At 32.2% G+C, this 20,869-nt stretch carries 46 protein-coding genes; 11 read left to right on the top strand and 35 right to left on the bottom strand.

The features are described from left to right. Positions 1-100 precede the first annotated feature (100 nt). From N524_RS0111000 to N524_RS0110900, 21 genes are all read right to left on the bottom strand, one after another. Positions 101-514: a hypothetical protein gene (locus tag N524_RS0111000; RefSeq protein ID WP_029056517.1), complete on the bottom strand. Its 414-nt coding sequence runs from the start codon at positions 512-514 to the stop codon at positions 101-103. Positions 515-622: 108 nt separating this feature from the next. Further along, a complete protein-coding gene (locus N524_RS0110995; RefSeq protein ID WP_017636903.1) occupies positions 623-997 on the bottom strand; it encodes an SA1788 family PVL leukocidin-associated protein in 375 nt (124 codons plus the stop codon). An 85-nt stretch (positions 998-1,082) separates the two neighbouring features. After that, on the bottom strand, positions 1,083-1,286 hold the full coding sequence (locus N524_RS0110990; protein WP_017636904.1) for a DUF1514 family protein: 204 nt from the start codon (positions 1,284-1,286) through the stop codon (positions 1,083-1,085). Continuing rightward, positions 1,286-1,459 carry a transcriptional activator RinB gene (gene rinB / locus N524_RS13505; RefSeq protein ID WP_017636905.1) on the bottom strand — a complete coding sequence of 58 codons (174 nt, stop codon included), beginning with the start codon at positions 1,457-1,459 and terminating at the stop codon, positions 1,286-1,288. The genes N524_RS0110990 and rinB overlap by 1 nt, the downstream gene beginning before the upstream one ends. Further along, positions 1,452-1,604: a DUF1381 domain-containing protein gene (locus N524_RS13285; protein ID WP_017636906.1), complete on the bottom strand. Its 153-nt coding sequence runs from the start codon at positions 1,602-1,604 to the stop codon at positions 1,452-1,454. The genes rinB and N524_RS13285 overlap by 8 nt, the downstream gene beginning before the upstream one ends. Beyond that, positions 1,604-1,960 (bottom strand): DUF7448 domain-containing protein, encoded by a 357-nt coding sequence (locus tag N524_RS13905; RefSeq protein ID WP_422066964.1) that lies wholly within the window; start codon positions 1,958-1,960, stop codon positions 1,604-1,606. Before N524_RS13905 ends, N524_RS13285 begins: the two co-directional genes overlap by 1 nt. 51 nt (positions 1,961-2,011) lie before the next feature. Then, on the bottom strand, positions 2,012-2,269 hold the full coding sequence (locus N524_RS0110970; RefSeq protein ID WP_017636908.1) for a hypothetical protein: 258 nt from the start codon (positions 2,267-2,269) through the stop codon (positions 2,012-2,014). Positions 2,270-2,305: 36 nt separating this feature from the next. After that, positions 2,306-2,617: a MazG-like family protein gene (locus N524_RS0110965; protein ID WP_029056516.1), complete on the bottom strand. Its 312-nt coding sequence runs from the start codon at positions 2,615-2,617 to the stop codon at positions 2,306-2,308. 21 nt (positions 2,618-2,638) lie between these two features. Beyond that, positions 2,639-2,995, bottom strand: a complete 357-nt coding sequence (locus N524_RS0110960) for a thermonuclease family protein (RefSeq protein ID WP_017636910.1) — start codon at positions 2,993-2,995, stop codon at positions 2,639-2,641. Beyond that, entirely contained in the window at positions 2,992-3,192 is a 201-nt protein-coding gene (locus N524_RS0110955) for a hypothetical protein (RefSeq protein WP_017636911.1), read from the bottom strand. The genes N524_RS0110960 and N524_RS0110955 overlap by 4 nt, the downstream gene beginning before the upstream one ends. Next, positions 3,189-3,869: a hypothetical protein gene (locus N524_RS0110950; RefSeq protein ID WP_029056515.1), complete on the bottom strand. Its 681-nt coding sequence runs from the start codon at positions 3,867-3,869 to the stop codon at positions 3,189-3,191. The genes N524_RS0110955 and N524_RS0110950 overlap by 4 nt, the downstream gene beginning before the upstream one ends. 6 nt (positions 3,870-3,875) lie before the next feature. Then, the gene (locus N524_RS0110945; protein ID WP_017636913.1) at positions 3,876-4,310 is read right to left on the bottom strand and encodes a DUF3310 domain-containing protein; all 435 of its coding nucleotides are present in this window, start codon (positions 4,308-4,310) and stop codon (positions 3,876-3,878) included. Positions 4,311-4,314: 4 nt separating this feature from the next. Next, positions 4,315-4,572, bottom strand: a complete 258-nt coding sequence (locus N524_RS0110940) for a hypothetical protein (RefSeq protein WP_029056514.1) — start codon at positions 4,570-4,572, stop codon at positions 4,315-4,317. A 1-nt stretch (position 4,573) separates the two neighbouring features. Further along, positions 4,574-4,924: a helix-turn-helix domain-containing protein gene (locus N524_RS0110935; RefSeq protein WP_029056513.1), complete on the bottom strand. Its 351-nt coding sequence runs from the start codon at positions 4,922-4,924 to the stop codon at positions 4,574-4,576. 11 nt (positions 4,925-4,935) lie between these two features. Beyond that, positions 4,936-5,094, bottom strand: coding sequence for a hypothetical protein (locus tag N524_RS13600; RefSeq protein WP_183998738.1), 159 nt, complete (start codon positions 5,092-5,094; stop codon positions 4,936-4,938). Continuing rightward, complete coding sequence (locus tag N524_RS0110925) at positions 5,095-5,502, bottom strand: RusA family crossover junction endodeoxyribonuclease (protein ID WP_017636917.1); 408 nt, start codon at positions 5,500-5,502, stop codon at positions 5,095-5,097. It abuts the gene before it with no gap. A gap of 9 nt (positions 5,503-5,511) precedes the next feature. After that, positions 5,512-5,739 carry a DUF3269 family protein gene (locus N524_RS0110920; protein WP_029056512.1) on the bottom strand — a complete coding sequence of 76 codons (228 nt, stop codon included), beginning with the start codon at positions 5,737-5,739 and terminating at the stop codon, positions 5,512-5,514. Next, the gene (locus N524_RS0110915) at positions 5,708-5,938 is read right to left on the bottom strand and encodes a hypothetical protein (protein WP_029056511.1); all 231 of its coding nucleotides are present in this window, start codon (positions 5,936-5,938) and stop codon (positions 5,708-5,710) included. The genes N524_RS0110920 and N524_RS0110915 overlap by 32 nt, the downstream gene beginning before the upstream one ends. Next, positions 5,935-7,182 carry a DnaB helicase C-terminal domain-containing protein gene (locus N524_RS0110910; protein ID WP_029056510.1) on the bottom strand — a complete coding sequence of 416 codons (1,248 nt, stop codon included), beginning with the start codon at positions 7,180-7,182 and terminating at the stop codon, positions 5,935-5,937. The genes N524_RS0110915 and N524_RS0110910 overlap by 4 nt, the downstream gene beginning before the upstream one ends. After that, positions 7,172-7,525 carry a hypothetical protein gene (locus N524_RS0110905; protein WP_029056509.1) on the bottom strand — a complete coding sequence of 118 codons (354 nt, stop codon included), beginning with the start codon at positions 7,523-7,525 and terminating at the stop codon, positions 7,172-7,174. Before N524_RS0110905 ends, N524_RS0110910 begins: the two co-directional genes overlap by 11 nt. Positions 7,526-7,530: 5 nt before the next feature. Further along, positions 7,531-8,277 (bottom strand): DnaD domain protein, encoded by a 747-nt coding sequence (locus tag N524_RS0110900; RefSeq protein ID WP_026083463.1) that lies wholly within the window; start codon positions 8,275-8,277, stop codon positions 7,531-7,533. Between the two features lie 44 nt (positions 8,278-8,321). Here N524_RS0110900 and N524_RS0110895 point away from each other — a divergent pair, with 44 nt between their 5' ends. Continuing rightward, positions 8,322-8,804: a hypothetical protein gene (locus tag N524_RS0110895; RefSeq protein ID WP_017636923.1), complete on the top strand. Its 483-nt coding sequence runs from the start codon at positions 8,322-8,324 to the stop codon at positions 8,802-8,804. A gap of 23 nt (positions 8,805-8,827) precedes the next feature. On the opposite strand, the gene N524_RS0110890 is transcribed toward N524_RS0110895, so the two are convergent. The 6 genes from N524_RS0110890 to N524_RS13595 form a co-directional block, all read right to left on the bottom strand. Beyond that, positions 8,828-9,493, bottom strand: a complete 666-nt coding sequence (locus N524_RS0110890; RefSeq protein ID WP_029056508.1) for a putative HNHc nuclease — start codon at positions 9,491-9,493, stop codon at positions 8,828-8,830. A gap of 13 nt (positions 9,494-9,506) precedes the next feature. After that, entirely contained in the window at positions 9,507-9,920 is a 414-nt protein-coding gene (locus N524_RS0110885) for a single-stranded DNA-binding protein (protein ID WP_029056507.1), read from the bottom strand. Beyond that, positions 9,920-10,543: a Sak single strand annealing protein gene (locus tag N524_RS0110880; protein ID WP_017636926.1), complete on the bottom strand. Its 624-nt coding sequence runs from the start codon at positions 10,541-10,543 to the stop codon at positions 9,920-9,922. The genes N524_RS0110885 and N524_RS0110880 overlap by 1 nt, the downstream gene beginning before the upstream one ends. After that, the gene (locus N524_RS0110875) at positions 10,536-10,763 is read right to left on the bottom strand and encodes a DUF2483 family protein (RefSeq protein ID WP_017636927.1); all 228 of its coding nucleotides are present in this window, start codon (positions 10,761-10,763) and stop codon (positions 10,536-10,538) included. Before N524_RS0110875 ends, N524_RS0110880 begins: the two co-directional genes overlap by 8 nt. Further along, on the bottom strand, positions 10,735-10,953 hold the full coding sequence (locus N524_RS0110870) for a hypothetical protein (protein ID WP_017636928.1): 219 nt from the start codon (positions 10,951-10,953) through the stop codon (positions 10,735-10,737). The genes N524_RS0110875 and N524_RS0110870 overlap by 29 nt, the downstream gene beginning before the upstream one ends. Positions 10,954-11,028: 75 nt before the next feature. Beyond that, entirely contained in the window at positions 11,029-11,202 is a 174-nt protein-coding gene (locus tag N524_RS13595) for a hypothetical protein (protein WP_017636929.1), read from the bottom strand. A 110-nt stretch (positions 11,203-11,312) separates the two neighbouring features. Between N524_RS13595 and N524_RS0110860 the strand changes: the two genes are divergently transcribed. Beyond that, entirely contained in the window at positions 11,313-11,627 is a 315-nt protein-coding gene (locus N524_RS0110860; protein ID WP_017636930.1) for a hypothetical protein, read from the top strand. 126 nt (positions 11,628-11,753) lie between these two features. On the opposite strand, the gene N524_RS0110855 is transcribed toward N524_RS0110860, so the two are convergent. Then, positions 11,754-12,071 (bottom strand): DUF771 domain-containing protein, encoded by a 318-nt coding sequence (locus N524_RS0110855; RefSeq protein ID WP_029056506.1) that lies wholly within the window; start codon positions 12,069-12,071, stop codon positions 11,754-11,756. Between the two features lie 58 nt (positions 12,072-12,129). Here N524_RS0110855 and N524_RS13800 point away from each other — a divergent pair, with 58 nt between their 5' ends. Then, the gene (locus tag N524_RS13800) at positions 12,130-12,252 is read left to right on the top strand and encodes a hypothetical protein (RefSeq protein ID WP_017636933.1); all 123 of its coding nucleotides are present in this window, start codon (positions 12,130-12,132) and stop codon (positions 12,250-12,252) included. On the opposite strand, the gene N524_RS0110845 is transcribed toward N524_RS13800, so the two are convergent. Continuing rightward, complete coding sequence (locus N524_RS0110845) at positions 12,242-12,475, bottom strand: hypothetical protein (protein WP_017636934.1); 234 nt, start codon at positions 12,473-12,475, stop codon at positions 12,242-12,244. The two genes, N524_RS13800 and N524_RS0110845, sit on opposite strands and share 11 nt — an antisense overlap. Positions 12,476-12,772: 297 nt before the next feature. Between N524_RS0110845 and N524_RS0110835 the strand changes: the two genes are divergently transcribed. Then, positions 12,773-12,952 carry a YegP family protein gene (locus tag N524_RS0110835; RefSeq protein WP_029056505.1) on the top strand — a complete coding sequence of 60 codons (180 nt, stop codon included), beginning with the start codon at positions 12,773-12,775 and terminating at the stop codon, positions 12,950-12,952. Here the strand turns inward: N524_RS0110835 and N524_RS13500 are convergent. Together N524_RS13500 and N524_RS0110825 are read right to left on the bottom strand one after the other, a co-directional pair. Then, the gene (locus tag N524_RS13500) at positions 12,926-13,093 is read right to left on the bottom strand and encodes a hypothetical protein (protein ID WP_155979886.1); all 168 of its coding nucleotides are present in this window, start codon (positions 13,091-13,093) and stop codon (positions 12,926-12,928) included. The two genes, N524_RS0110835 and N524_RS13500, sit on opposite strands and share 27 nt — an antisense overlap. A gap of 37 nt (positions 13,094-13,130) precedes the next feature. Continuing rightward, the gene (locus N524_RS0110825) at positions 13,131-13,625 is read right to left on the bottom strand and encodes an ORF6C domain-containing protein (protein WP_029056504.1); all 495 of its coding nucleotides are present in this window, start codon (positions 13,623-13,625) and stop codon (positions 13,131-13,133) included. 59 nt (positions 13,626-13,684) lie between these two features. Between N524_RS0110825 and N524_RS12905 the strand changes: the two genes are divergently transcribed. After that, positions 13,685-13,915 (top strand): hypothetical protein, encoded by a 231-nt coding sequence (locus N524_RS12905; protein ID WP_051522842.1) that lies wholly within the window; start codon positions 13,685-13,687, stop codon positions 13,913-13,915. Here N524_RS12905 and N524_RS13590 read toward each other — a convergent pair. Genes N524_RS13590 through N524_RS0110805 form a run of 3 tightly spaced genes read right to left on the bottom strand, consistent with a single transcriptional unit; the run spans position 13,912 to position 15,197 of the window. Further along, positions 13,912-14,058 (bottom strand): hypothetical protein, encoded by a 147-nt coding sequence (locus tag N524_RS13590; RefSeq protein WP_183998736.1) that lies wholly within the window; start codon positions 14,056-14,058, stop codon positions 13,912-13,914. The genes N524_RS12905 and N524_RS13590 overlap by 4 nt on opposite strands. A 12-nt stretch (positions 14,059-14,070) precedes the next feature. Continuing rightward, positions 14,071-14,955 (bottom strand): DUF3102 domain-containing protein, encoded by an 885-nt coding sequence (locus tag N524_RS0110810; protein WP_029056503.1) that lies wholly within the window; start codon positions 14,953-14,955, stop codon positions 14,071-14,073. Between the two features lie 50 nt (positions 14,956-15,005). Then, positions 15,006-15,197 carry a helix-turn-helix transcriptional regulator gene (locus N524_RS0110805; protein WP_029056502.1) on the bottom strand — a complete coding sequence of 64 codons (192 nt, stop codon included), beginning with the start codon at positions 15,195-15,197 and terminating at the stop codon, positions 15,006-15,008. A 160-nt stretch (positions 15,198-15,357) separates the two neighbouring features. Between N524_RS0110805 and N524_RS0110800 the strand changes: the two genes are divergently transcribed. From N524_RS0110800 to N524_RS0110765, 6 genes are all read left to right on the top strand, one after another. Next, the gene (locus N524_RS0110800; RefSeq protein WP_029056501.1) at positions 15,358-15,690 is read left to right on the top strand and encodes a helix-turn-helix domain-containing protein; all 333 of its coding nucleotides are present in this window, start codon (positions 15,358-15,360) and stop codon (positions 15,688-15,690) included. A gap of 12 nt (positions 15,691-15,702) precedes the next feature. Beyond that, positions 15,703-16,167 (top strand): ImmA/IrrE family metallo-endopeptidase, encoded by a 465-nt coding sequence (locus tag N524_RS0110795; protein ID WP_029056500.1) that lies wholly within the window; start codon positions 15,703-15,705, stop codon positions 16,165-16,167. A gap of 223 nt (positions 16,168-16,390) precedes the next feature. Beyond that, positions 16,391-16,792 carry a sporulation protein gene (locus N524_RS0110790; protein ID WP_029056499.1) on the top strand — a complete coding sequence of 134 codons (402 nt, stop codon included), beginning with the start codon at positions 16,391-16,393 and terminating at the stop codon, positions 16,790-16,792. Next, positions 16,767-17,252, top strand: a complete 486-nt coding sequence (locus N524_RS0110785; RefSeq protein ID WP_029056498.1) for a hypothetical protein — start codon at positions 16,767-16,769, stop codon at positions 17,250-17,252. Before N524_RS0110790 ends, N524_RS0110785 begins: the two co-directional genes overlap by 26 nt. Positions 17,253-17,425: 173 nt before the next feature. Next, positions 17,426-17,686 (top strand): transcriptional regulator, encoded by a 261-nt coding sequence (locus tag N524_RS0110780; RefSeq protein ID WP_017636944.1) that lies wholly within the window; start codon positions 17,426-17,428, stop codon positions 17,684-17,686. A gap of 1,062 nt (positions 17,687-18,748) precedes the next feature. Further along, positions 18,749-19,786, top strand: coding sequence for a tyrosine-type recombinase/integrase (locus N524_RS0110765; protein WP_029056497.1), 1,038 nt, complete (start codon positions 18,749-18,751; stop codon positions 19,784-19,786). A gap of 134 nt (positions 19,787-19,920) precedes the next feature. Here the strand turns inward: N524_RS0110765 and whiA are convergent, their stop codons facing one another. Beyond that, the gene (gene whiA, locus N524_RS0110760) at positions 19,921-20,865 is read right to left on the bottom strand and encodes a DNA-binding protein WhiA (RefSeq protein ID WP_017636948.1); all 945 of its coding nucleotides are present in this window, start codon (positions 20,863-20,865) and stop codon (positions 19,921-19,923) included. Positions 20,866-20,869 lie beyond the last annotated feature (4 nt).

Genomic DNA, 20,869 nt, shown 5'->3' with positions numbered 1-20,869 from the left:
ATGTGCCTCTTGTATTCGTATCGTATGACTCTAGTATAATATTATTGATATCATTCGTGCACACATAGTTCGAATGGTTCGATGTGTTCGATTGGTTCGATTAATCATAGTAACCTTGTTGTGCATCCATGTATACATTGACTATCTCATTAACACATCCATAGAATGTAGACTTGCTCTTTATCTCCATGAGTTCCATGATAGTCTTATGCTTGATACCTATCTTAATCAATTGTAGTATGTGATAGTTCATATCATCTGTTACATATTCCTCGTACTTATCAATGAACTGTAGCTTGTTGAGTAGCTTTACATTACGTCGATAATCTCTATTCCTATCTAACACTTTGACTAATACCTTATCACCTGTACCACCTTTAGCTTTAGGCATTACTGCTTCTATACCATACTGTGCAGTAGATGTACTATCTGCATCATATACCTGTGCTTCAATAATATTACGCATCCACTTATAATTGTCTATCATGTTTCTTACTTCGTCACGTGTATACATCTACTACCTCCGTTACCTACATTTAGTACCAGGTACTAATAATAGTATAAATTATAAAGGTACTAGAGTAAATTAGTACCTTTACCTTAAATATATATATAATTAATTTTAAACTCTTTGCATTCTTCCATAGCAATCCTTTTTCAGTTTGACAAAAGAATTGTTATCCATTTGACTTTGTACATACTCTGAACGCCCATGTAATTGTCTTACTTTATATAGCCATGGTTTCTTTAGAGTATTTCGTGTGTCGTTACTTTTATCATTTTTATTAGCAATTTCTAAATTTTTTAAAGATTTATACTCAGCATATTGAGTACGGCTCATACCTTTAGGTACGTTAAACACTTCTTCTTCAGTCCAATTATCCCTTATTCTGTTACTAACAATACCATGATCTAAAGCATTATCTTGCATCTTTTGTAGTTCCAAGTTAGTTAGCTCTCTTTTTTCATTTTTAACTTTAATGGTAGTCTTTAACATTTAAAACATCTCCAGATTGTTTGTATAGTGTTTTTCATTTTATATCAAATCATGGTATTGAGCTACCCTACTTTTTAAAAAATTATTAATTTTTATTAAACTTGTTAGCTACCTTTTCCATTTCCTCTTGTAACTCTCTAATCCCTTCTTCACCATTATCTTTAACAAAACGAGTAAATAAGTATACGTTAGTGTATCTCAAACCGTTGTTTTCATTACGTAACATACCATTATTTCCAACAAGGAATAATATAATAACTGCAAGTATGATTGATATGATTATCCACATTAGTTACTCACCTCAGCGTTTAAATGGATATGATCATGTTGGTTAAAGTCTTGTGGTGGTTTATCAACTTCATCTTCTCTATATCTGTAATGTTCAATTACTGCATTAGTAACGTACTTACCTAGCTCATACATTGCTAATGTGAATAGTAATTTTAAAATATGTTTAATCATTGTCTGCCTCCTCATATTTTTTCAACGCCTCTTCCTTACTCTCTGCCTCAACCACCGTAAATGTTTGATTATCTCTCGACTGTGTAACGTGGTTGTGTTTACGTCCTGTTGAATCTGTGAATGTTGTGATTAGGTATTGTGTCATTAATGTTCAACCACTGGATAATGAACGTCTTTAATTTTTAATGAGCAAACACTGTAATAAAAGTCACCATTACCTGCATCCGCATAACATTCACCTTGTGCAATCGGATTTTGATTATGATACAGAACTACAGTAGCAAGACTTTCACTTTCTTCATATGGATAATCCTCAATTTGAGGACGTGTAATTTCGTCTTCTATTTTCACGTTAGTAATAACTGCGTCTAGCTTTACATTCGTCCATGTTCCCCCAGCGTGTGCACAGCAGTCTTGTTCACTTTCAACTATTTCAATTACTGTTCCATCATCTAGCGTTAATGTTTCATCGGTCCAAGCAGTTACTTTTTTATATAATATTTGTTCTTTTATTTCTTAAAAGCTTTTGTAATTAATACCATACATTCCCACTCACTCCTTAAAATGTTTATCTAATTCTTTATTAACATGGGATATTACTCTTGATTGATTCATTTCTTTACGTTGTTCTTCCATTCTCTTATAAGCCATAGCTTCAAATTCACGGCGTTCTTTATTTACTTTATCTCTGAATTCTTCATACTCTTTTTTATTTTTGTTATATAACGCTAGAGCTACAATAATTGTTAATACATACAACACAGCGAATACACCTATCGCTAATAAACCTAATAAGAATAAGTCGTTCACTTCCCCAACACCTCCCGAATTTTAGTCAGAATATCTTTATCTTTCGATGTCTTCTGATTTGATGAAGCTCCCGTCTTTTGACATGACTCCTGTTCTGTCTTTAATCTCTCCATAAGCTTGTTCTAAACACTCCCGTAACGTCATATTATTTTGTTGGGCCAAAATCACTAAAGTAACAACAACGTCTCCTATACCGTCTCTGAGAGCGTCTGTGTTGTCTCTGCATAGTGCAGCAGCAACCTCACCCATTTCTTCGCTTGATTTAGCATACTGTGTAAAGCTATTACCTTTATCAAGTCCTTTATCGATACTCCACTCTTCTACTGCTTTTACTAATTGATTAGTCATTATCGTTGTCCTCCGAATTGATTATTTTGATTCATTCCATTTCGAATTAGGTTTAATTAATTGATTAATGTGCAGATCATCATTCAACGAACGTATCTCATCACCTGTATCATAAAAGACATTGGCTAAATATCTGCCGAAAGCATCATCTTTATACGTCTGAACATATATTTTCTTATTCTCTACACATTGCTTAGTAAAGTTAGTAGCTTTACTATAATTTTCTTGACCTCTCTCTGGCGTATCAACATTGAGTAACCTGACACGCCTTTTAGCAAATGTTTCAAACCCTAAATCTAAATCAATGTCTAACGTGTCCCCGTCAACAACATTGGTACATGTTGCTTTAAATGTGTATAGTTGTTTTTTGATGTTCATCTCATACACTCCCTATTACTTTTAATGTGTTCTTCTAATACTTTCATCGTGACTTTACTTCCAGCCACCTTAACCACAAAACCTTGTACGCCTTTTTTACGCAATTCACTTTGTATCTGAGTTGGTGTCTTGCCTGCTGTATCGTATTTATAACGTTGGTTGATCGTTGATGAGAGTTCTAATGTGTTAGTTGTCATTGTGCTGCCTCTTTGTAATCAGTTACCCACATGAACATTAATCCATCTTCAACGTGGTTTCTATTACATTTCCTTGATACATTCGTTCTATCTAAATTCATATGCTTACTAGCCTCTCTAGTGCTTGAATACTCTTCAACAATGTTGTTATTAGAATCGATTAGATATACCGCTTTAGAACAACCTTTATTTATTCTGTACAATCTATATTTCTTGAATGACGTTGCAAATAAATTATCTGCGGTGATGTCGTTGTAAATTCTATTTTTAGGATACGCGTGCATACCATTCTGAATACCTGCAATAAAAGTTTTAAATACTATGTCGCTAGCTCGATGATGTTTATTTTTGTAAATGATGTTCAATGAACCTTTGTTGTTATTAGCAAATTTAAATTGTCCGTCTAATGTCTTAAATCTACCTAGATTACTTACATACAATTGATAATGTTCATTGAACTTCCAAACTTCATCACTTACTTTTATAAGCTCATTGATTTCTTGTTTCTTTTTTATACGTGGTAGTTTGTCTGTAAAGAAACAATTTAGTTTATAGTTAAACTGACCTTTGTGTTTCTGTTGGTATATTGTCATTTCTGGAATACCAGTAATATAACTTAAATGCTTAACAGTTGTTTTAGTGATAGTATGTGCAAATGGTTCATACATATAGATCATGATTAATCACTCCATTTTTTCAAGTAATCTTCCTGCATAGTCATACGCTTTTTTGATATCTTCTTTTTCATTGTCTTTTCTGCCACTACGCACAGGGTATTTAATCATATTGCCCTTCATATAGCCTTTGAATTCTTCAAATGAAAGTTGTTGATATAAGAATTCAATCACGTCTATCCCGTCACTACCTTGATAATGTTTCGGTGTTCTATTAGATACGCCCACTACTTCATCTAGCTTTTGTGTAAACGGTAAGTCTACCACAACAAAATCATCATTATCAGTTAGTCTGTAGGTTTGTCCATTATGCATAATCAAGTCGGTAAAATCCTCACCAGTCACTAAATTTTTGCAACGTTGAGTATACTTACCATATTGCGACTGTCCATTATCTCCTATAAATTGCACCCAATCTCCAGCATTTAAATCTTTTATCCTCATCTCTCTATCCCCTTTGCACTCTGCCGTATGAATCAGTTTTGATTGTTGCGATTAAAATATTTCTTTCTAGATTTCTAAAATAACTACTATCAACTCTGTTCTTTTTCAATAATTCCAATGAACGTTTGGCTCTAGTTAATCTTTCTTCTCTACGTTTACGTTTTAATTCTTTTTCGTGTCTCATCTCTGCTCTTTGGATTTCGTACAATTGCTTTGAATTCAACCCATCGCCTTTATAGAATTCTGGAACTTGTTCAATCATCTTAATTAACCACCTTTAAATTTATTTTTTTGCCACTAATTAACAATTCTTTACTACCTGTTTCAACTAATTCAATTATTTCTTTCTTAGTTAAAATCAATTCTGGGATTTGTTTGTAACCATTAGATTTATTTATTTCGACTTGTTCGAATAAATCGTCAAACTCTACTTTCAAATAATTTTGTATATTTCGTCTTACATTATCCGAGATATATCTTTCTCCGTTTACTAATCTAGATAGATAGGTTTGATCAATGTATATTTCACTTGCGAACTGTGTATATGTCATATTTCTTTCATTTAAAATCCTATCTAATTCTTCTCGCTTTATTGCACATTTGATTACTTTCATTTACTCCACTCCTAAAATTCTTCTATAGATACCCCAGTTACTCTGTGATAGCCCTGAAATACATCTGACGGACTATCTTCAATATCTTTGATCAATTGTTCTTTGTTATTTGTTTCCTCTTGTATAATCACCTTGATTGTGACTTCCGCGTTTACTGTTTCTTCTGGCATTTAATCCACTTCCTTTATGACCATGACGATTTTCGATTCTTCGGCATACATCTTGTAACTATCTATATGCACTACTTGATTATCGTCTTGCCACACATGTTTATTTGCAGCGTCTAATACTGTCTTAATCAAGTTATCTACATCTGGCTTAGTACGTTTATATGTGCCTATTGCAATTAACTTTCGTTTCTTGGACCAACTTTTCGGTGGTTCAAAATAAAAGTACAACGACACTTTCAAATTCTTATCTGTTAATAATTTCGGCATTTGTCCCTGTATATACGTCTTGTGCTTTGTGTATGATGTTGGCATATAAGTTTGAACAAATTTACCTGCATTACGAAACCTTGGGCGAGGTGATCCAATAGGTGCTTTATATGTTTCATTAAATTTAATTTCTATTTCCATGTGCCACCTCTATAAAAATTCAAATAAGTTTGCTTGTAGTCCTAGTTCTTCTTCGTATTTAAGGTCATACACGCCCTTAAATCGTTTTAGCTCACTATCTGTCATAATTTTCTTTTCATCGCTAAAATGGGCGCCTGTGAGCGAATAAACCTCATTCACATCATCTTCATACTTGATGACCTTGATATCTTCTGTGCCGTCTTCTCTATATAGGTAGTACCTTTCGATAATTCCCATCTTTATCTCTCCATTTCGTTTCATTCATGATTAACTCCTGGACGTCTTCATATTCGTCAAACGGGGATATTGTTCCGTTTTCTAATAATCTTTTGACTGCCCAACCAGATTCAACTAAAGTTTTAGCTATAAGTGGGTCGTTTTGATAATCTTCGCGATACATAATGCCTAGTAATTTTTGATATTCGTATACTTTCATCCAATAAACCTCTGCGTTTTTTTATAAAATTCTATATGTGCCACGCCAGTTTCTCCGTCTTTATTTTTCGATATGATAAACTCAATATCAGACTTGCCAGTATCCACATCAACTTGATCTTTGTCGTAATAATCATCACGATAAAGAAAGAAAATCATGTTAGCGTCTTGTTCAATACCGCCTGCCTCTCGTAAATCAGACATCATAGGACGTTTATCATTACGAGATTCAACACCACGACTTAACTGTGATAATGCGATGATGATACAACCCGTTTCTTTAGCGATGATTTTTAAATCACGAGATATCTTTTCGACTTCTAACCTTCTATCTCTTTGAGGTACGTCTGATTGCATAAGTGTTAGGTAATCAATAAAGATGACATGAGGTTTATCTGACTTTTGCGACGCTACTTCCCTAACGTCTTGCGGTGTCATTTGTGCTTGATCTTCAATCTTTAATGACTTACATTTCTTAATTTGGTCAATAGCTTTCATAACATTTGACACTTCATTGTCATCAAGTCCGTTACCTTGTTTTATTTTGGTAAGTGGTATATTTGTAATAGACGCTACTAATCTCTCGACAATGTTGTTGCCACCTGTCTCTAAACTAAAAAATGTTGTTGGATAACCTCGTCTCGCAATATTCCACATCATCGTTAAAGCGAGTGCTGTTTTACCTAACGATGGTCTAGCACCTAAAACATTGAGTTGACCTGGTTCAAAACCAATAATTTTATTATCTATAGACGAAACGCCTGTTTTAATAAATTGTTTTGGTTCATCGGATAATATATTTTCAACAACCTCAGCTAAAAAACTGTCGGTAGCGTCTGCCTTTTTTATCGTCATTCCTTTTAATTTTTCTAATTCCTCGACCAAATAATTAAAATTGTTTTTAGTTGGCATTGATTGATACTCTGAGACCTTCTCACGAGCCTGTGACAAGACGTATTCTTGTAATAGGTTCAATTGGTCGTCCATAAAAAACACCTTGTCAGTTCCCTCTGAGTTGTATATACGACCTAGTCTCTCAGTAGATATAAATTCGTTGTCATCACGACTTTTAAAATAAATTTGATTAACGTCAACTTTGCCTTGTTCGAGTACATATTCAAGGAACCCTTTTAACTTCTCGTCAGTAAACATCTCTGGTTTTAATCTGAATTTGCCTAGTAACTCTGGGTTACGCATAAGATTAGAAATTATCGATTCTTCGGTGTTCAATACATCAATAGTCATCATCTAACCCCCAATCTTCTTTCATTTTTTGCCATTGTTGACGAAATTGTTGCCGTTTTTCTCTGAATTCTTTATCATGCTGCATTCTATATTTATCAGTTTGTTCTTCTGGTATCACTGCACTTTCCATTTCTGGTGGTTTACGATCAATAATTTGTGCAATTGTAGGTTTATAACGGCTTTCCCTAATGTATTTCTTAGTTTTGTGTAAGGTTCTGTCGTAGTCGCCATAATTCATGATTTGTTCTAACCACAAGTCAAACTTGGTATCATTAAACTTCATATCGTAGACATTATTAACTAGCTCTATGATTTCGAATGCTTCAGCCTTAGTCATTGGCATAATGTCTAACCTCCTAATATTTCTTGTTTCTTCCTAGCTAAGTAATCATCTTCTTTAGGTTGTTTAGGTGTAACCTTAGCTATTGCTTTTTCTTTAGTATCGACACCGTCTTTATTCCAGTTCTCTAATACTTTGATAAGGTAGTTAATACCTTTGTTGTTTTCTTTACAGTAATCAGTAGCTACAGTAACGATGTCTAGTTTGTTATCTTTAAAGTCATTTATAGTCTCTTCTAGTTGTTGTGCTTTTAATGGACTTTGTATAATTTCTAAATTATTACTAATGTATTGAAATACATGTGACACGACGTCCTTGTCTCTCTCTGAAGAAGTCTCTGTGTAGTCTCTGGTATTGGTCGGGTCATTTTGACCCATTCCATCGTGCCAATTTGACCTCATCGTCGGGTCATTTTGTCCCGATGGTCGTTCCACTAGTTTGTTTAACGTTTCATAATTAACTGAATACCATTTTGTACGGTCAAAGCCAGCTTTGTTATAGTTGCCAACATGTAATAAATTTTGTTTTTCTAAACTTCCAAATGTACGCTTGATAGTCCTTTCACTCCAAAACGTAAATTGCTTTTGCCATTCAGGGTAAGAATTGTAAATCCATTTTTTACCATTATGATGGTGCTTGCTGGTATTTAACCAGTAATGAATTTGTTGTAATATGATTGCCTCGTTAAGTCCTATCTCAGTTGCTAACTTAGGCAGTACGAGTATTGGATAATCGTCAATCAACAAGTTGTTCATCCACTCAACTCCTTTTTGATATAATATTTTTGAGGTGTTAAAAAATGAATTGGATTTCTTTAATTGCGTTAATAGTTTCAATAATTTCTTTATGTTTAACAGCTTATAAGTACTGGCATGACTACAAAGAAAATCAATTGAAAATTTCAGTAGATTTAAAAAATCATTTTGTCTCTTATGAAAGGAATGTATTTGAATTGAATGTAATAAATGAAACTAAAAATCCAGTTTCTATCACTAAAATAGTCTTAATAGATGAAGATAAAAGCTCAAAATTTGAATGTATTCAAAACAAAGTGTTATTAACTAAAACTAAACACATTAGAAATGAAAGCAGTTTGTTACCAATTAACCTAAATGCCTATGCTTCTCATAAGATATTTATTGTTTTTGATTTAGAAAAAATTTTGAATGCTTACAATTTTGAAATTTACACTAGTAAAGGTGTTTATATTACTAAATACAAAGAGAAACAATTGAAAGAACAATCGCTATTAAACTTAGGATCAGTATCGATAGATAAATGATATGATCACGTTTTTTCATACATTCACCTTCCTTTAAGCATTCTATTGAGTCGTTCATCTACGTCCACCCAACTGTCATGTAATTTGTATTTCTCATTAAAACTGTCCATGCCTATGTTGTGCTGTTCTCGATGATGACTTGAACACAAAGCTAATACTTTGTTGTCTATATGATTAATCTTGCGTCTGTTACGTCCTCGTCCTACTGCTTGATAATGTGCAAGTTCTGCATGTGGTTTGCCACATATGACACAGTTACGATTGACCGTCGACCAGTAAAGAAATGATCTATCATTTTTTAGTAGGTCGCTTGTTTTATAGTTAAGTGGTATATCGTTGTGGAATATCCAGTCCAACGTTACTTCTATAACTTGGCCTGCTTGTGTACGTGTACAGTCACTTAATGAAATACGGTTGTCGTAGCCGTAGTAAGTCCTTACGTATTCGATGAATAAATGCCTCATGTAATCCATTGGCGAGCCTGTATGAGCCTGTATGTCCTTTACAAGTGCAAATATCTTTCTACGTTGTTTACCAGTGATTTTGAACGGATCTACGACCTGCACATCGACCTCGACTTCTAAACCGTTATCGAGTAGTAACGTTTCTTTGTTTCCTAATTCAACACCAGAGATGACGACGGTTGTTGTGCCATCATCTTCAGTGATGTAATTTTTGATTAAAGCCATTTAATCAGTCCAATCAGAATGGTAAATCGTCATTATCTATATTTACGTTGTTGTCATTATTGAATGGATTATTACCACTTTGCTGTTGTGGTTGGTTGTTAGATTGATTGTTATTCTTTCGTTCAATAAAAGTTACGTTGTTAACTGCAACGTCTGTAGTGAACACTTTCTGACCCTGCTTATTCTCATAACTACCAGTTTGAATAGAACCAGTAACGCCGATTTTATTACCTTTTGTAAAGTTATTAGCGATAATTTCTGCAGTCTTACCAAACGCAACACAATTGATGAAGTCTGTTTCGTATTCATTCGTTTGTTTATTCTTAAATTGTCGTTGGACTGCAATTCTGAAATTAACCACATTACTGTTTTGACCTTTTAGTTCTGGATTAGCTACTATATTTCCGATTAGATTTACTTTGTTCATTATTCAGTCTCCTTTTTATCTAACTGTTTTAGTCCTGCATCTAATTTTTGATATACTTGTGCGATTTCTTTTTGATTCACTTTGTTTATGTTACTAATGCCTAGCCAACGCATTGTTTTATCTAATGTTGCGTCTCTACCTTTTTCTTGTGATAAAGTTACAAATTGATTTATTTTATCTTCTAACTCAGTAATTGCATTGTCGCTTGCACTTGGTACTTCTTCGCCGTTATAGATATAAAGACCTAATCCATGAAGTGCTGCAGCTTTCACGAAACAACGCTTTTGAGCTTTGTTTATATCAAATGTTGTTGCGTTACCTTTAGGTAGTGACTTATTTTTGAAGTCCAATACTGGTAACCACTCTGTTTCAGTCTGACCTTTAACAGTCACTGACACTTGTACAAAATAACCCTCTGGTGTAGCTAAATATGGTACAAAATAGTTTTCTAAAGGTATATCTGGGTGTGGGAATTCATGTGTTTTAACTGTGTAATTGCTATCTATTTTCTTTAGTTCTTGATGTGCATAAGACCACGCAAGATAAGTTAAACCGTTTTTCTTTTCTACATGTTCATTTACATCTTTACTGTTTAATTGATTGAATAATGTTTGTTCAGTCATACTCAACCTCCTCATATTCAGTTGTTTCTTTAACGATTTTTTTAATAGCTTTGTGTTTAGTCATGTCAATTACTGAGTTATCCATACCGTCGAAGTCTTTTGCGTCTCGTCTATTAGTTGAGTATTTGATATCTGGAAAGTTTTCACTAGGGCGATTAGTAATATATAATTCATCGTCAATGTCTTTACGTTTAATGAGATAAGTCACTGTTTCTTTCATCTGCACATTCTCCTTTTAAAATTTTGAATGCTCTTTTGTACATTTCTTTTTGTTCTTTATACATATTGATTTCTGATTGCATAATTCGTCGTTGACGCTCTAATTCTTCATCACGTTCAGCTAGTTGAGATTTAAGTCGCCATTCGTTCTGCCATGCGATTTTGAGTAATTCCAATAATTGCTCTTGCATAATACCTCTCCTAGTTTTATAATTTATTTGTGCCTTTTTTCTAAACTTTTACTTTTTTTACTGAATGCTATCCGACTAGCATTCAGTCTTTTTTTTGTTGTCGAAGTAGATGTATTCGAAGAATATAAACACTCCAATACTAATAACATTTGCAACTCCTACTGCAGTGATGAAGTTTATTCCTGCAAAAGTGAAGAACAGCGAGAACACTACCCATGCTAATAATGCGATTAAGAATGATTTGTTCATTGGTAACACTCCTTTCTGTTGTATACTTGTATATCTTTACTGCAATTAATTTTCGCTCCATATTTTCGTGCTATAATCCTTTTATCTAACGTGAAAGGATGGTGAGAAATATGGAGAACGAAGTAAAAATAGATTTAGTACGTCAATATCTATCGAATGCTTTAGATAACAATTTCAAAATGATGATTGTACTCGATGGTAATTTGGTTATTGGGAAACCTTATACTTCTGAAAATAAAGATGATAATTTTATAAGCCAACTCCAAAATTTAAGTGATGACGCACAAAATTATCATGATTTGGAAATTGGTTTTAACTTAAAAGAAGTAATGTTATATTCAGGTAATACTCAAATTAATTTGACTCATCTTTTTGTTTGTTACGAAAAGATTTCTGCGGTTAGTTTGGCACCCGAAGATCAATAACTCTTAATTTCGTTATTTCAGAATCTAAGTAATTTAATCTATTCTTAATTCTCTTAGCATTCCTAACTTCCTCTACCAAAATTGCTGTTAGGAGTGCTATTTTAATGAGTTGTAGTATCTTCATATTCATCTCCCCTTTCTGTGTATTTCTTCGAAATGTTCATCAATGAATTTATTCATCTTTCTTGCGTTGAATCTCCAACGATTTAAACTTTCATCTGGATAATGTGCGATTCCTTGTTGTTTAAGTAACTTTTCAAATTTAGGATTGAATAATAATCTGTCTTTGATAGTGTCATCAGATGACATTTTCAATTTGCGTTTTAACTCTTTTAAGTCCCAAACTGGATCAAGTGAGTAATTTAACAATTCATCGTATTCATCTTTTGCGATGAGTACATGTGTGTCGGGAATTGGGACGGTTACGCTAAGTGTTTGCATCATCTTAGGTGCTCCTTTCGTGTATAATGTTGTTATCCCTTTGTGAAGGGAGGTGTTGCCTATGGCTAAGGATCATATGACCATCGAGACATCTTGTCCTAATTGTGGTAAACGTATGAAAATTACAACCAAGAAGAAACACAATAAATGTCCAAGATGTAAACTCGATTTTGTTAGAAAGTAGTCTCGAATGGTATACCTTCATCAATTAATTCATCAATCGTGTTTTTAGATTTTTCTAATTCTCTAATAGCTTTGTTTATTTTTAATTTTTTAATTTCTAAATCTTTTCCGTTAATGTTTAATTGATGAATAAGTTTAGGTCTTTTTCTATCAAGCACCTTTTTAGTAACTATTGCAGTAGTTGCTATTAAGAGTGCTTTTTTGATTAGATTTAAATATTTCATTCCATTTCCTCCTTTAAATTGTTTGTTCGATTGTTTGGTATAATCACCGTTGGTAGAAAAGCTTTCTGGAAAACGACTTTTAAAGTCTTAATCCCTTCTATAACAGGAGTATTTGGAATGCTTCTAGCACTATTAAAATTATTAGTAAGTAATTAAAGAAATTTAGTTTCCTATTAATATCAACTATTTCCCAACCAGTAATCTTGATGTGGTCGTTGCTACATTGAGATTTTTTGTTTTGGTCATTCAATACTGCACACTCCTTTCTGCTATACTCCTTATGAGGAGGTGATAGTAATGAATTTTCTAATTTATAGGTCTTCAGACGCTCAATACTATTTCGTGGTTAAATCTCGTAATAGTGAAATTGTTGCTACTTCAGAGATGTACACTACAAAGCAATCAGCTAAAAATACTATAGAATCTATGAAAAATAATATTAATCCTAATTCAACCGTTATTGACATGGCTAAGTAATCTAGATGCATATTCCAACAAGTTATTAACGTTTGCATTGTTATAATCAGTAATTAAAGATGATGCTATTTCGATTAATTCATTTTCCTCATTCTGCTCACTGACATGAGTAGCTTGGGTTTTTTTATTTTGTTCAGTCATTTGATTTCCTCCTTTAAGTTGTTTGTTCGATTGTGGGTTATTCTTCTACTAAACCCGGAATATTCCAACTTGCCTTATCTTCTATTTCATGAGGCTTGAAATCTTTAAACGCAATCATCGTTAAAAACTGTTTTGTACGGTCGTAATCGACTTTTTGAATCGCTGTATAACGTGGCACATTGAAATATTCTTTTAAGCGTGTCCACATTGCACGAATGAATTGTCCTTTTTTCTTTTTGAATAATTCATTTTGATATTGGCTTTCAACATTGAATCCGTCTTTGTAATAATCTCTTGTGAATTGATTTGCTTTTAATTGAACGATAGATTGTAATTCTTTTTGTTGTTCATATGTGATAGGTACTTCTTTCTTGATTTCTTCAACCATTTCTTCAACATATGAAACTCTGTTTTCAACACGGTCTTCCATGTCTAACATTCTGTTAATGATTTGTTCTAACTGCTGTCCTTGTTCGTTTGTTTGCTTGATATGATTTTGTAAAAAGATTAGTTCATCTTTGCATTTTGCCATTTTTAATTCCTTCTTTCGTGTATAATGTTGTTATCCCTTTAAGAAGGGAGGTGCGTATTATGAATAGAAATTTGATTACTAGTTATTTAGATATTGAAAACATTGATTCTCTAACTCTAAAATTAGTAAACAACGAAAAAATATTAATCAGAAAATTGGCTACCGACCATACTGGAAATGATTATATTCACGTTTTAGAACCTAAGGACAGAGTTATTGATTTAAATAAAGTCATTTATTTCAATATCAATACAACTAATAACGTTGGAACTGATTTCTTTCCGAATTAATCAGTGACGTTTTTATACGCATTCACCAGATTCGCAGTTGCCTCAATCAACTGTGGGTCTGGATTTTTTTGAATTTGTTTTAATAAATAATCAATTGTTAAATACATTTCATTTGGATTAATTCTTAATAAGTTTTCTTGCATTTCCATTTCCTCCTAATTTACGATGATTCTTCCGTTTAACATTGCTTCTAAATTGCTAGTAAATTCTTTCAGCAATGCTACATTTTCTTGTAGTCTTTCTTTCGACTTTGGATTTGCTTTGATGACTGTATCTAATCTGTATGTTTCAACTGAATTCTCTTTAATGAAGTTTTGTATACTAATTGCTATCTTATGAGCGTTGATGCTCGATTCACGTTCTAACCTAGTCAATTCTTTTTCTTCATACGCTTGGTTAGGGTCGCTGAAACTGTTTCTGTATCGCTGCAATTCATCACGTAGTTCATTAGCATTATTACTTTCACGCTCAAATTTTTGTTTGAATTGTTCGAGTTGTTGTTTCACTTCATCGGGCACAACCTCTTTAACAACTTCTTTCTCAATCACTTCAGGCTCCCTATTCTCTGCGTGCTCTAGTTTCTTACGTGCAATTGACTCAGAACGTTGTGCTTGTTTCACTTGTGATTGGAGTTGGGCGTTTTGTTCGTCGCGTTGTTTGAGTTGTTTTTTTAATTCACGTAGTTCTCGAACTGTCATTTCATCAGGTGTTTTTGTTTCTTCACTTGATGTTGTGTGTTCTTTGGTGCGTTCAGGTTCAGGTAGTGTGGCAATTTCGTATAATGCTTGCATTCCTAAATTCGAGGACATCCTCGTTTTCAATTCTGGAGTATCGTAAATCTTAATCATCTGTTGTGCTACACGTTGGTTTAAATTCACTTTCTCAAGCCATTTGCCAAACTCACCATGTGCTAAGTCATTTTCTTTAACGTGTTTCAATCTACGACCAATCTCGAAAATAGATTGACCAGCGATGTTTTGATAACTTTTAATTTCTGTTTCTATTGTGGTTAAGTCATTACTAAGTTGTAATTCGTCCATATTTTCCTCCTTTTAAAAGTTATAAAAAGTTATACAAATAGCAAAATTTTTTACACTTTTATTTGGTCGACTTCTACATCATATAACTTTGCTAAAGCATAAACTGTAACATTGCTTAAATCAGTTTCTTCTTTTTCCCAATGACCGACAGTCTTAGAGTTCACCCCTAAAATATCTGCTACTTCTTGTTGTTTTAAATCTCTAATCAATCTCCATTTTCTTACAGTTAATTGTTCTGGCATGTCGTTCACCTCTCTTTCACACGTATAACTTTATATTACTTTAAATTACTTGTTAACGGATAAAGTTATATTTTTTCGGAAAAAGTTATAAAAAGTATTGTAAAGTAATGTTAGGTGTGGTAAGTTAATATTACATTAAGTAATATTAAAGGAGACAATTATGGAAAATAACAACGTTAGAAAAAAATTATCTGAAAGCCTACAAGAACTTATGAAAGAAAGAAATATAGACCAAAAAGAACTTGCTGAAGCTATTGGAGTAACTCAACCCACAGTCTCAAATTGGATTCAACAAACTAAATATCCACGTATAAAAAGAATCCAACAACTTGCAGATTACTTTAATGTACCTAAATCAAGAATTACAGAGGGAGAAAAAGAAATACAACAAGATACACTTGCCGCACATTTAGACGGTGATTTTACAGAAGAAGAATTAGCAGAAATTAGAAAATACGCTGAATTAGTAAGAAAAGCACATCGCAATAATTAAGGGGAGATTTTTGTGTCACTGTACGAAGATTTAGTTATTAAAAATAGGCATATTCCTATTGATGATGGTATTGCTTTAAAAGGAGATTTTGAAGGTTTTTATGATAACGGAGTTATACTTATTGATAAAAATCTACCCGAAACACGCAAAGCCGAAGTTCTATACGAAGAACTCGCACATCATAAACTTACATATGGAAACATATTAGATCAATCTCAGTTTAACAATCGCAAGTTTGAAAATTATGCAAGACGTCATGGGTACGAGTCAGCACTGCCTTTGCGAATTATCGTTGAGGCACATCACTACGGTGTAAGTAACTTATATGAACTAGCACAATATGTTCAATTAAGTGAAGAACACGTATTGGAAATATTAGAATACTATAAACAAAAACACGGCATTGGCACTCACTACGGCGATTACTCTATTACGTTTGAGCCGTTGAGAGTTTACAAATTACATAAGATTGATTAACAGCGTCTATAAGGAAGTGTTTTAATTGGGTTATCTTATTATTACATTATTTATAACAAGCTTCGTTTTATATATTTTCAGTTTCTTTTTATCGCAGACGGAAGGGCTTACCTATAAAAGGACTTGCAGGACTATAGCCTTAGCTTTTTTGTTATTAGGTTTCTTTTCTTTCATAGGTCACTTGGTTATTTTATTATCTGAATAGATTAAAGGAGGAAATATCATGTTCGAAAATTTATTAACTTCTATAGGTATTAATTCTCTTAAAGTAGACACTTTAGTCAAATCTGAATACATTTCACCTAACGATTCATTGTCAGGAATAATAAACTTATATGGTGGAAATACAACTCAAATTGTTAATAAAATTGAACTATCTTTAATAGAAAAGTATGACAACCCTGATGAACGCAGTCAGATACCTGTATTAGAAAACGAATTAGAAACCCTTATTTTACACAAAAACATAAATATTAATAAAGAGGAACAAAGAAGTGAAGAATTTAAATTCAATCTTCCTGAAGTTAGTTTTAAAAGAAATCAAGATTATTTAATTTTAAAAACACGAGTATACATTGCAAATTCTGTAGATGCTTACGATGAAGATAAGATATTTTTTAAATAAAGGTGATAATAAGAAGTCTGAAAGCAAATCAAACAAGAAACCTAATGATTCAAAGAAAGATAAAAAAGCAGATAGCAAAGAAAAATCAAACGACACTTTTAGCGACGATAAACAACAAGCTAGTTCAGATGATAGTTATAATGATACTGCTAACAATGAATCTGAAAGCACATCTAAAAACGACAATGGCAAAGCACAAGACAACAACGGTAATAATGAACGCACAGAAGGTAAACAAGCTCAAGTAACACAACAAAATAATCAGCAACAAAGTAACAACAATCAAAATCCACAAAACAATAAAGGTTATATGACACAAGCTGAAATTGATGAATGGAATAGAGCAAAACCTACTACGCATAACGAGTCACAAATGGAACAAGTGCCACAAAACCATTCTGGTGGTCACCCATCAGCGTTTGGTAAAAGTGATGTTCCAGTAGGTACACAAAAAAACTGATTCAAATGGAGATACTTATATAGACGCAACAGGCAAATAATTTATTGGGTACTTAGTACCCTTTTATTTTACTCTATTACGTTTGAGCCGTTAAGAGTATATGAACTACATCAAATTGATTAACAGCGTCCTAGCGGCGCTTTAATATAAATATAATAAAGGAGAAATATAAGATGAACACTTTATATAATTTACGTAAAAAGAATAATTTAGAAATCGATGAATTAACAAACAAACTCAATAAAATTTACGGTACTGATTATGAACCACATCATTTATGGGAGTGGGAAAATCATCAAAAAGACCCTAAAATGAAGGACGCACTAATTCTTGCTGATTTCTTTAATTCTTCATACGAAGAATTCTTAGATAGTAAAATGAGACAAAGATACAAAGAATTATATGATGTTGAAATAAGAGGGATTAATAAGTAAAGATAATGTAATGCTTCCAAAGGAAGTTGAGGGATGGAGAAAGAAAACTTGAAAGAGCGTTTATTACTTAAATGTCAAGAAGCATTTATCATGAGGATAGATAACATTAAAAAAGCAAATAAAAAAAGATAACCCCAGGGTCATAGGAATTCTCAGCTTACGCCTACCCCCATTCGGGGACCCAGAGCTAATCCTTCTCGATTTATCTTAAATATATTATAAGTTACATTGATTACTATTTCAAGAATAAATAACTGGGTAGTTCACCTACCCCTATTATTTATTCTGTATCTAGTGATGGTTTTATATATAAACAAAAGTAATTCAGTATAGCAGTATAGTTTCGAGGTGTAGAAATGACTCTAGTTATAAATTGGCTTTTTATTTTATGTGGTATATGTATACTATTATTTGTATACAATGCATATATGTTTATTAAAATAAAAATGGGAATTTTAAAAAGAACTTACGCTATATGGACTATATTATATGCATTGTGCATCTTTATTATTGCAATTATGCTTTATGACTTTTTGTACTAAATTAAGATTCTATTGGTAAGGAGACTAATTTTGAAAATTTTAAATTGTAAAATAAAATTAAGTGAAGTAATTTATGAAGTACAAACAAATAAAAATAAATATTTTAAATACGCTTTACCTAAAAATATTTCTAATTATAAAGTACGAAAAGTGCTTAAAAATGTCGAAAGTAAATTAGATCATAACTCAAATAATTGATACATTAAAGAGATGTAAATCACAACAACCACAAAATCAACAACAGCTAATATTTCTTATGTGAGAAAGGACTATTTCTTATTATGTTTTATTTCCTTTTTAGTACTATCATCATAATCGTTATGTTGTTTTTACATTCTTTTTATCTAATTCTACGTATTCAAGAAAAGAAAATGACAATAAAAGGGTATTTAATATACATATTAATTTATTTTGTAATTCTAATAATATTATTACTTATTTTTAAAGGTTTAATTTGAGAATATTTTAAAAGGGTAATATACTTACCCTTATTATTTTTACCTTTTTGAGGAGAGATAGTATGCAAACACGACGTTATGATGGTGAAAAGTGGCAATATGAGTTTAAATATGAAGGTAAACGATATCGCAAAAAAGGTTTTAGGACAATACGAGAGGCAAATTCTGCAGGAATGGATAAACTTAATGAGTTGCGAAATGGTTTTAATACAGACCACAATATTACATTAAAAGCATACTTTGAGAACTGGATTAAAACATATAAACAACCAGTTGTTAATGAAAACACTTATCGTCATTATCGTTTTACTTTAAAGCATATTCAGGATCATAAAATTGGTAACACGGAATTATCAAAAATTAACAAACAAGTCTATCAAAAGTTTATAAATGACTTTTCTAAAGAACACGCTAAAGAAACGATAAGAAAAACAAACGGTGCTATTCGTTCTGCTTTAGAAGACGCAGTTTATGATGGGTTAATACACAAAAATCCAACTTACAAAGTGAATTATAAAGCTGGCAATCCTACTAAGCCAGAAAAAGAAAAATATATATCTTTAAACGATTATGAAAAGTTAAAAGCATATTTAAAAACTATAAATAGTAGATCAGCATTAGCTTTATTTATCATGATTTGTACTGGTTGTCGAATCAGCGGTGTTAGATATATGAAGTTAGAATATATAAACCAGTTGAAAAATCAAATATACATTAACGAACATAAAACAGATACTTCTCCTAGATATGTAAGTGTAGCCAAATCAGATATGAAACATATTTCAGATATGATAAATAATTTAATCATCAGTTATGATGGTTACATTTTTAAAGATACTGGTAGTATTATTACTGTGAATGCAATAAACAAAACATTAAAAAAAGCATGTGAAGTAAATGAAATACCTATCATTACATCACATGCTATTAGACATACACATTGTTCATATTTATTAGCCAAAGGTATTTCTATTTACTATATTTCAAAACGGTTAGGTCATAAAAATATAGCAATTACTACATCTGTTTACTCACATTTATTAGAAGAAAAATACAGTGAAGAAGAAACAAAAACGACTAATATTTTAGAAAAGATGTAGTTTAGGGACTCTGTAGGGACTTCAAATGCTTTAATCACCATAGTTATAGCATTTATAAATCTCCTTCGAGGGGGCTAAAATAAGCAACTATTATATATTTACAAAAAAGAATCCCACGTTAATGGGGTTCTTTTTTACAATTCTATTTTCTCACCATTTCGAATTTTGTCAGCTAATTCATTTAATTTTCTTAAACGATGGTTCATACCTGATTTTGATATGGGGCCAGTTGATATCATTTCCCCTAATTCCTTTAAGGAAATTTCTTGGTGCTCAACTCTTAACTTGGCAACCTCTCTTAATCGATCTGGTAAATTATCTAAACCTATTTCTTGATCTATTAATTGAATGCTTTCAACCTGTTTCATTGCAGCGCTTACTGTTTTATTTAAATTTGCTGTTTCACAATTCACTAATCGGTTTACTGAATTTCTCATATCCCGGACGATTCTTACATCTTCAAATTTCAACAGTGCTTGGTAGCCACCAATTAAACTAAGGAAGTCGGAAATTTTTTCTGCTTCTTTTAAATAAACAATGCTACCTTTTTTACGCTCAAGATGTTTCGCATTTAATTCGTAACTATTCATCAACTTCGTTAAACCTTCAGAATGATTTTCAAATTGGGAAAATATTTCTAAATGGTATGATGATGTTTCCGGGTTATTGACTGATCCACCTGCTAAAAATGCGCCGCGTAAATAACTACGTCTCATTTCATCATCTTGAATCATGTCTGGGTCTATTTCATGTGTAAATACACCATTTTTTAAGATACCTAGCTCATCAAGAATTTCTCTTGCTCGCATTTTTGTACGACAAATATAAATATTATTTTTCTTTAATTTCATTTTTTTACGTACTAATATTTCTACTTCTACATTAAAAATACGTTTGATCAGGGAATATATCCTTCTTGCGGTAGTTGCATTCTCAGTTTGAACATTAATCACAAACTGTTGATTGGATAGACTTAATGCCCCATTCATACGAATTAATGCACTGAGCTCTGCTTTTGCATTAGCTTCATCTACATCTATACGAGTTAATTCATTTTTCATATCTGATGCAAAGCTCATAGAA

This window comes from Staphylococcus sp. URHA0057 (assembly GCF_000620265.1).
Classification (GTDB): domain Bacteria; phylum Bacillota; class Bacilli; order Staphylococcales; family Staphylococcaceae; genus Staphylococcus; species Staphylococcus pasteuri.
This window is presented reverse-complemented; position numbering and strand designations above follow the sequence as displayed.

Coding starts and splice junctions, on each gene's coding strand:
- N524_RS0110870 (WP_017636928.1), bottom strand. CDS start 10,953: ATGCAAGAGCAATTATTGGAATTACTCAAAATCGCATGGCAGAACGAA.
- N524_RS0110935 (WP_029056513.1), bottom strand. CDS start 4,924: ATGAAAGTAATCAAATGTGCAATAAAGCGAGAAGAATTAGATAGGATT.
- N524_RS0110880 (WP_017636926.1), bottom strand. CDS start 10,543: ATGACTGAACAAACATTATTCAATCAATTAAACAGTAAAGATGTAAAT.
- rinB (WP_017636905.1), bottom strand. CDS start 1,459: ATGATTAAACATATTTTAAAATTACTATTCACATTAGCAATGTATGAG.
- N524_RS0110950 (WP_029056515.1), bottom strand. CDS start 3,869: ATGATCTATATGTATGAACCATTTGCACATACTATCACTAAAACAACT.
- N524_RS0110805 (WP_029056502.1), bottom strand. CDS start 15,197: ATGCCAGAACAATTAACTGTAAGAAAATGGAGATTGATTAGAGATTTA.
- N524_RS13285 (WP_017636906.1), bottom strand. CDS start 1,604: ATGACACAATACCTAATCACAACATTCACAGATTCAACAGGACGTAAA.
- N524_RS0110780 (WP_017636944.1), top strand. CDS start 17,426: ATGAACACTTTATATAATTTACGTAAAAAGAATAATTTAGAAATCGAT.
- N524_RS0110860 (WP_017636930.1), top strand. CDS start 11,313: ATGGAGAACGAAGTAAAAATAGATTTAGTACGTCAATATCTATCGAAT.
- N524_RS0110895 (WP_017636923.1), top strand. CDS start 8,322: ATGAATTGGATTTCTTTAATTGCGTTAATAGTTTCAATAATTTCTTTA.
- N524_RS13500 (WP_155979886.1), bottom strand. CDS start 13,093: ATGACTGAACAAAATAAAAAAACCCAAGCTACTCATGTCAGTGAGCAG.
- N524_RS0110920 (WP_029056512.1), bottom strand. CDS start 5,739: ATGGGAATTATCGAAAGGTACTACCTATATAGAGAAGACGGCACAGAA.
- N524_RS0110965 (WP_029056516.1), bottom strand. CDS start 2,617: ATGACTAATCAATTAGTAAAAGCAGTAGAAGAGTGGAGTATCGATAAA.
- N524_RS0110875 (WP_017636927.1), bottom strand. CDS start 10,763: ATGAAAGAAACAGTGACTTATCTCATTAAACGTAAAGACATTGACGAT.
- N524_RS0110835 (WP_029056505.1), top strand. CDS start 12,773: ATGAATTTTCTAATTTATAGGTCTTCAGACGCTCAATACTATTTCGTG.
- N524_RS0110915 (WP_029056511.1), bottom strand. CDS start 5,938: ATGAAAGTATACGAATATCAAAAATTACTAGGCATTATGTATCGCGAA.
- N524_RS13600 (WP_183998738.1), bottom strand. CDS start 5,094: ATGCCAGAAGAAACAGTAAACGCGGAAGTCACAATCAAGGTGATTATA.
- N524_RS0110960 (WP_017636910.1), bottom strand. CDS start 2,995: ATGAACATCAAAAAACAACTATACACATTTAAAGCAACATGTACCAAT.
- N524_RS13800 (WP_017636933.1), top strand. CDS start 12,130: ATGGCTAAGGATCATATGACCATCGAGACATCTTGTCCTAATTGTGGT.
- N524_RS0110885 (WP_029056507.1), bottom strand. CDS start 9,920: ATGAACAAAGTAAATCTAATCGGAAATATAGTAGCTAATCCAGAACTA.
- N524_RS0110925 (WP_017636917.1), bottom strand. CDS start 5,502: ATGGAAATAGAAATTAAATTTAATGAAACATATAAAGCACCTATTGGA.
- N524_RS0110900 (WP_026083463.1), bottom strand. CDS start 8,277: ATGAACAACTTGTTGATTGACGATTATCCAATACTCGTACTGCCTAAG.
- N524_RS0110855 (WP_029056506.1), bottom strand. CDS start 12,071: ATGATGCAAACACTTAGCGTAACCGTCCCAATTCCCGACACACATGTA.
- N524_RS0110845 (WP_017636934.1), bottom strand. CDS start 12,475: ATGAAATATTTAAATCTAATCAAAAAAGCACTCTTAATAGCAACTACT.
- N524_RS0110785 (WP_029056498.1), top strand. CDS start 16,767: ATGAAGATAAGATATTTTTTAAATAAAGGTGATAATAAGAAGTCTGAA.
- N524_RS0110790 (WP_029056499.1), top strand. CDS start 16,391: ATGTTCGAAAATTTATTAACTTCTATAGGTATTAATTCTCTTAAAGTA.
- N524_RS0110990 (WP_017636904.1), bottom strand. CDS start 1,286: ATGTGGATAATCATATCAATCATACTTGCAGTTATTATATTATTCCTT.
- N524_RS0110910 (WP_029056510.1), bottom strand. CDS start 7,182: ATGACTATTGATGTATTGAACACCGAAGAATCGATAATTTCTAATCTT.
- N524_RS13595 (WP_017636929.1), bottom strand. CDS start 11,202: ATGAACAAATCATTCTTAATCGCATTATTAGCATGGGTAGTGTTCTCG.
- N524_RS0110995 (WP_017636903.1), bottom strand. CDS start 997: ATGTTAAAGACTACCATTAAAGTTAAAAATGAAAAAAGAGAGCTAACT.
- N524_RS0110905 (WP_029056509.1), bottom strand. CDS start 7,525: ATGCCAATGACTAAGGCTGAAGCATTCGAAATCATAGAGCTAGTTAAT.
- whiA (WP_017636948.1), bottom strand. CDS start 20,865: ATGAGCTTTGCATCAGATATGAAAAATGAATTAACTCGTATAGATGTA.
- N524_RS13590 (WP_183998736.1), bottom strand. CDS start 14,058: ATGCAAGAAAACTTATTAAGAATTAATCCAAATGAAATGTATTTAACA.
- N524_RS12905 (WP_051522842.1), top strand. CDS start 13,685: ATGAATAGAAATTTGATTACTAGTTATTTAGATATTGAAAACATTGAT.
- N524_RS0110810 (WP_029056503.1), bottom strand. CDS start 14,955: ATGGACGAATTACAACTTAGTAATGACTTAACCACAATAGAAACAGAA.
- N524_RS0111000 (WP_029056517.1), bottom strand. CDS start 514: ATGTATACACGTGACGAAGTAAGAAACATGATAGACAATTATAAGTGG.
- N524_RS0110945 (WP_017636913.1), bottom strand. CDS start 4,310: ATGAGGATAAAAGATTTAAATGCTGGAGATTGGGTGCAATTTATAGGA.
- N524_RS0110955 (WP_017636911.1), bottom strand. CDS start 3,192: ATGACAACTAACACATTAGAACTCTCATCAACGATCAACCAACGTTAT.
- N524_RS0110890 (WP_029056508.1), bottom strand. CDS start 9,493: ATGGCTTTAATCAAAAATTACATCACTGAAGATGATGGCACAACAACC.
- N524_RS0110765 (WP_029056497.1), top strand. CDS start 18,749: ATGCAAACACGACGTTATGATGGTGAAAAGTGGCAATATGAGTTTAAA.
- N524_RS0110940 (WP_029056514.1), bottom strand. CDS start 4,572: ATGATTGAACAAGTTCCAGAATTCTATAAAGGCGATGGGTTGAATTCA.
- N524_RS0110800 (WP_029056501.1), top strand. CDS start 15,358: ATGGAAAATAACAACGTTAGAAAAAAATTATCTGAAAGCCTACAAGAA.
- N524_RS0110825 (WP_029056504.1), bottom strand. CDS start 13,625: ATGGCAAAATGCAAAGATGAACTAATCTTTTTACAAAATCATATCAAG.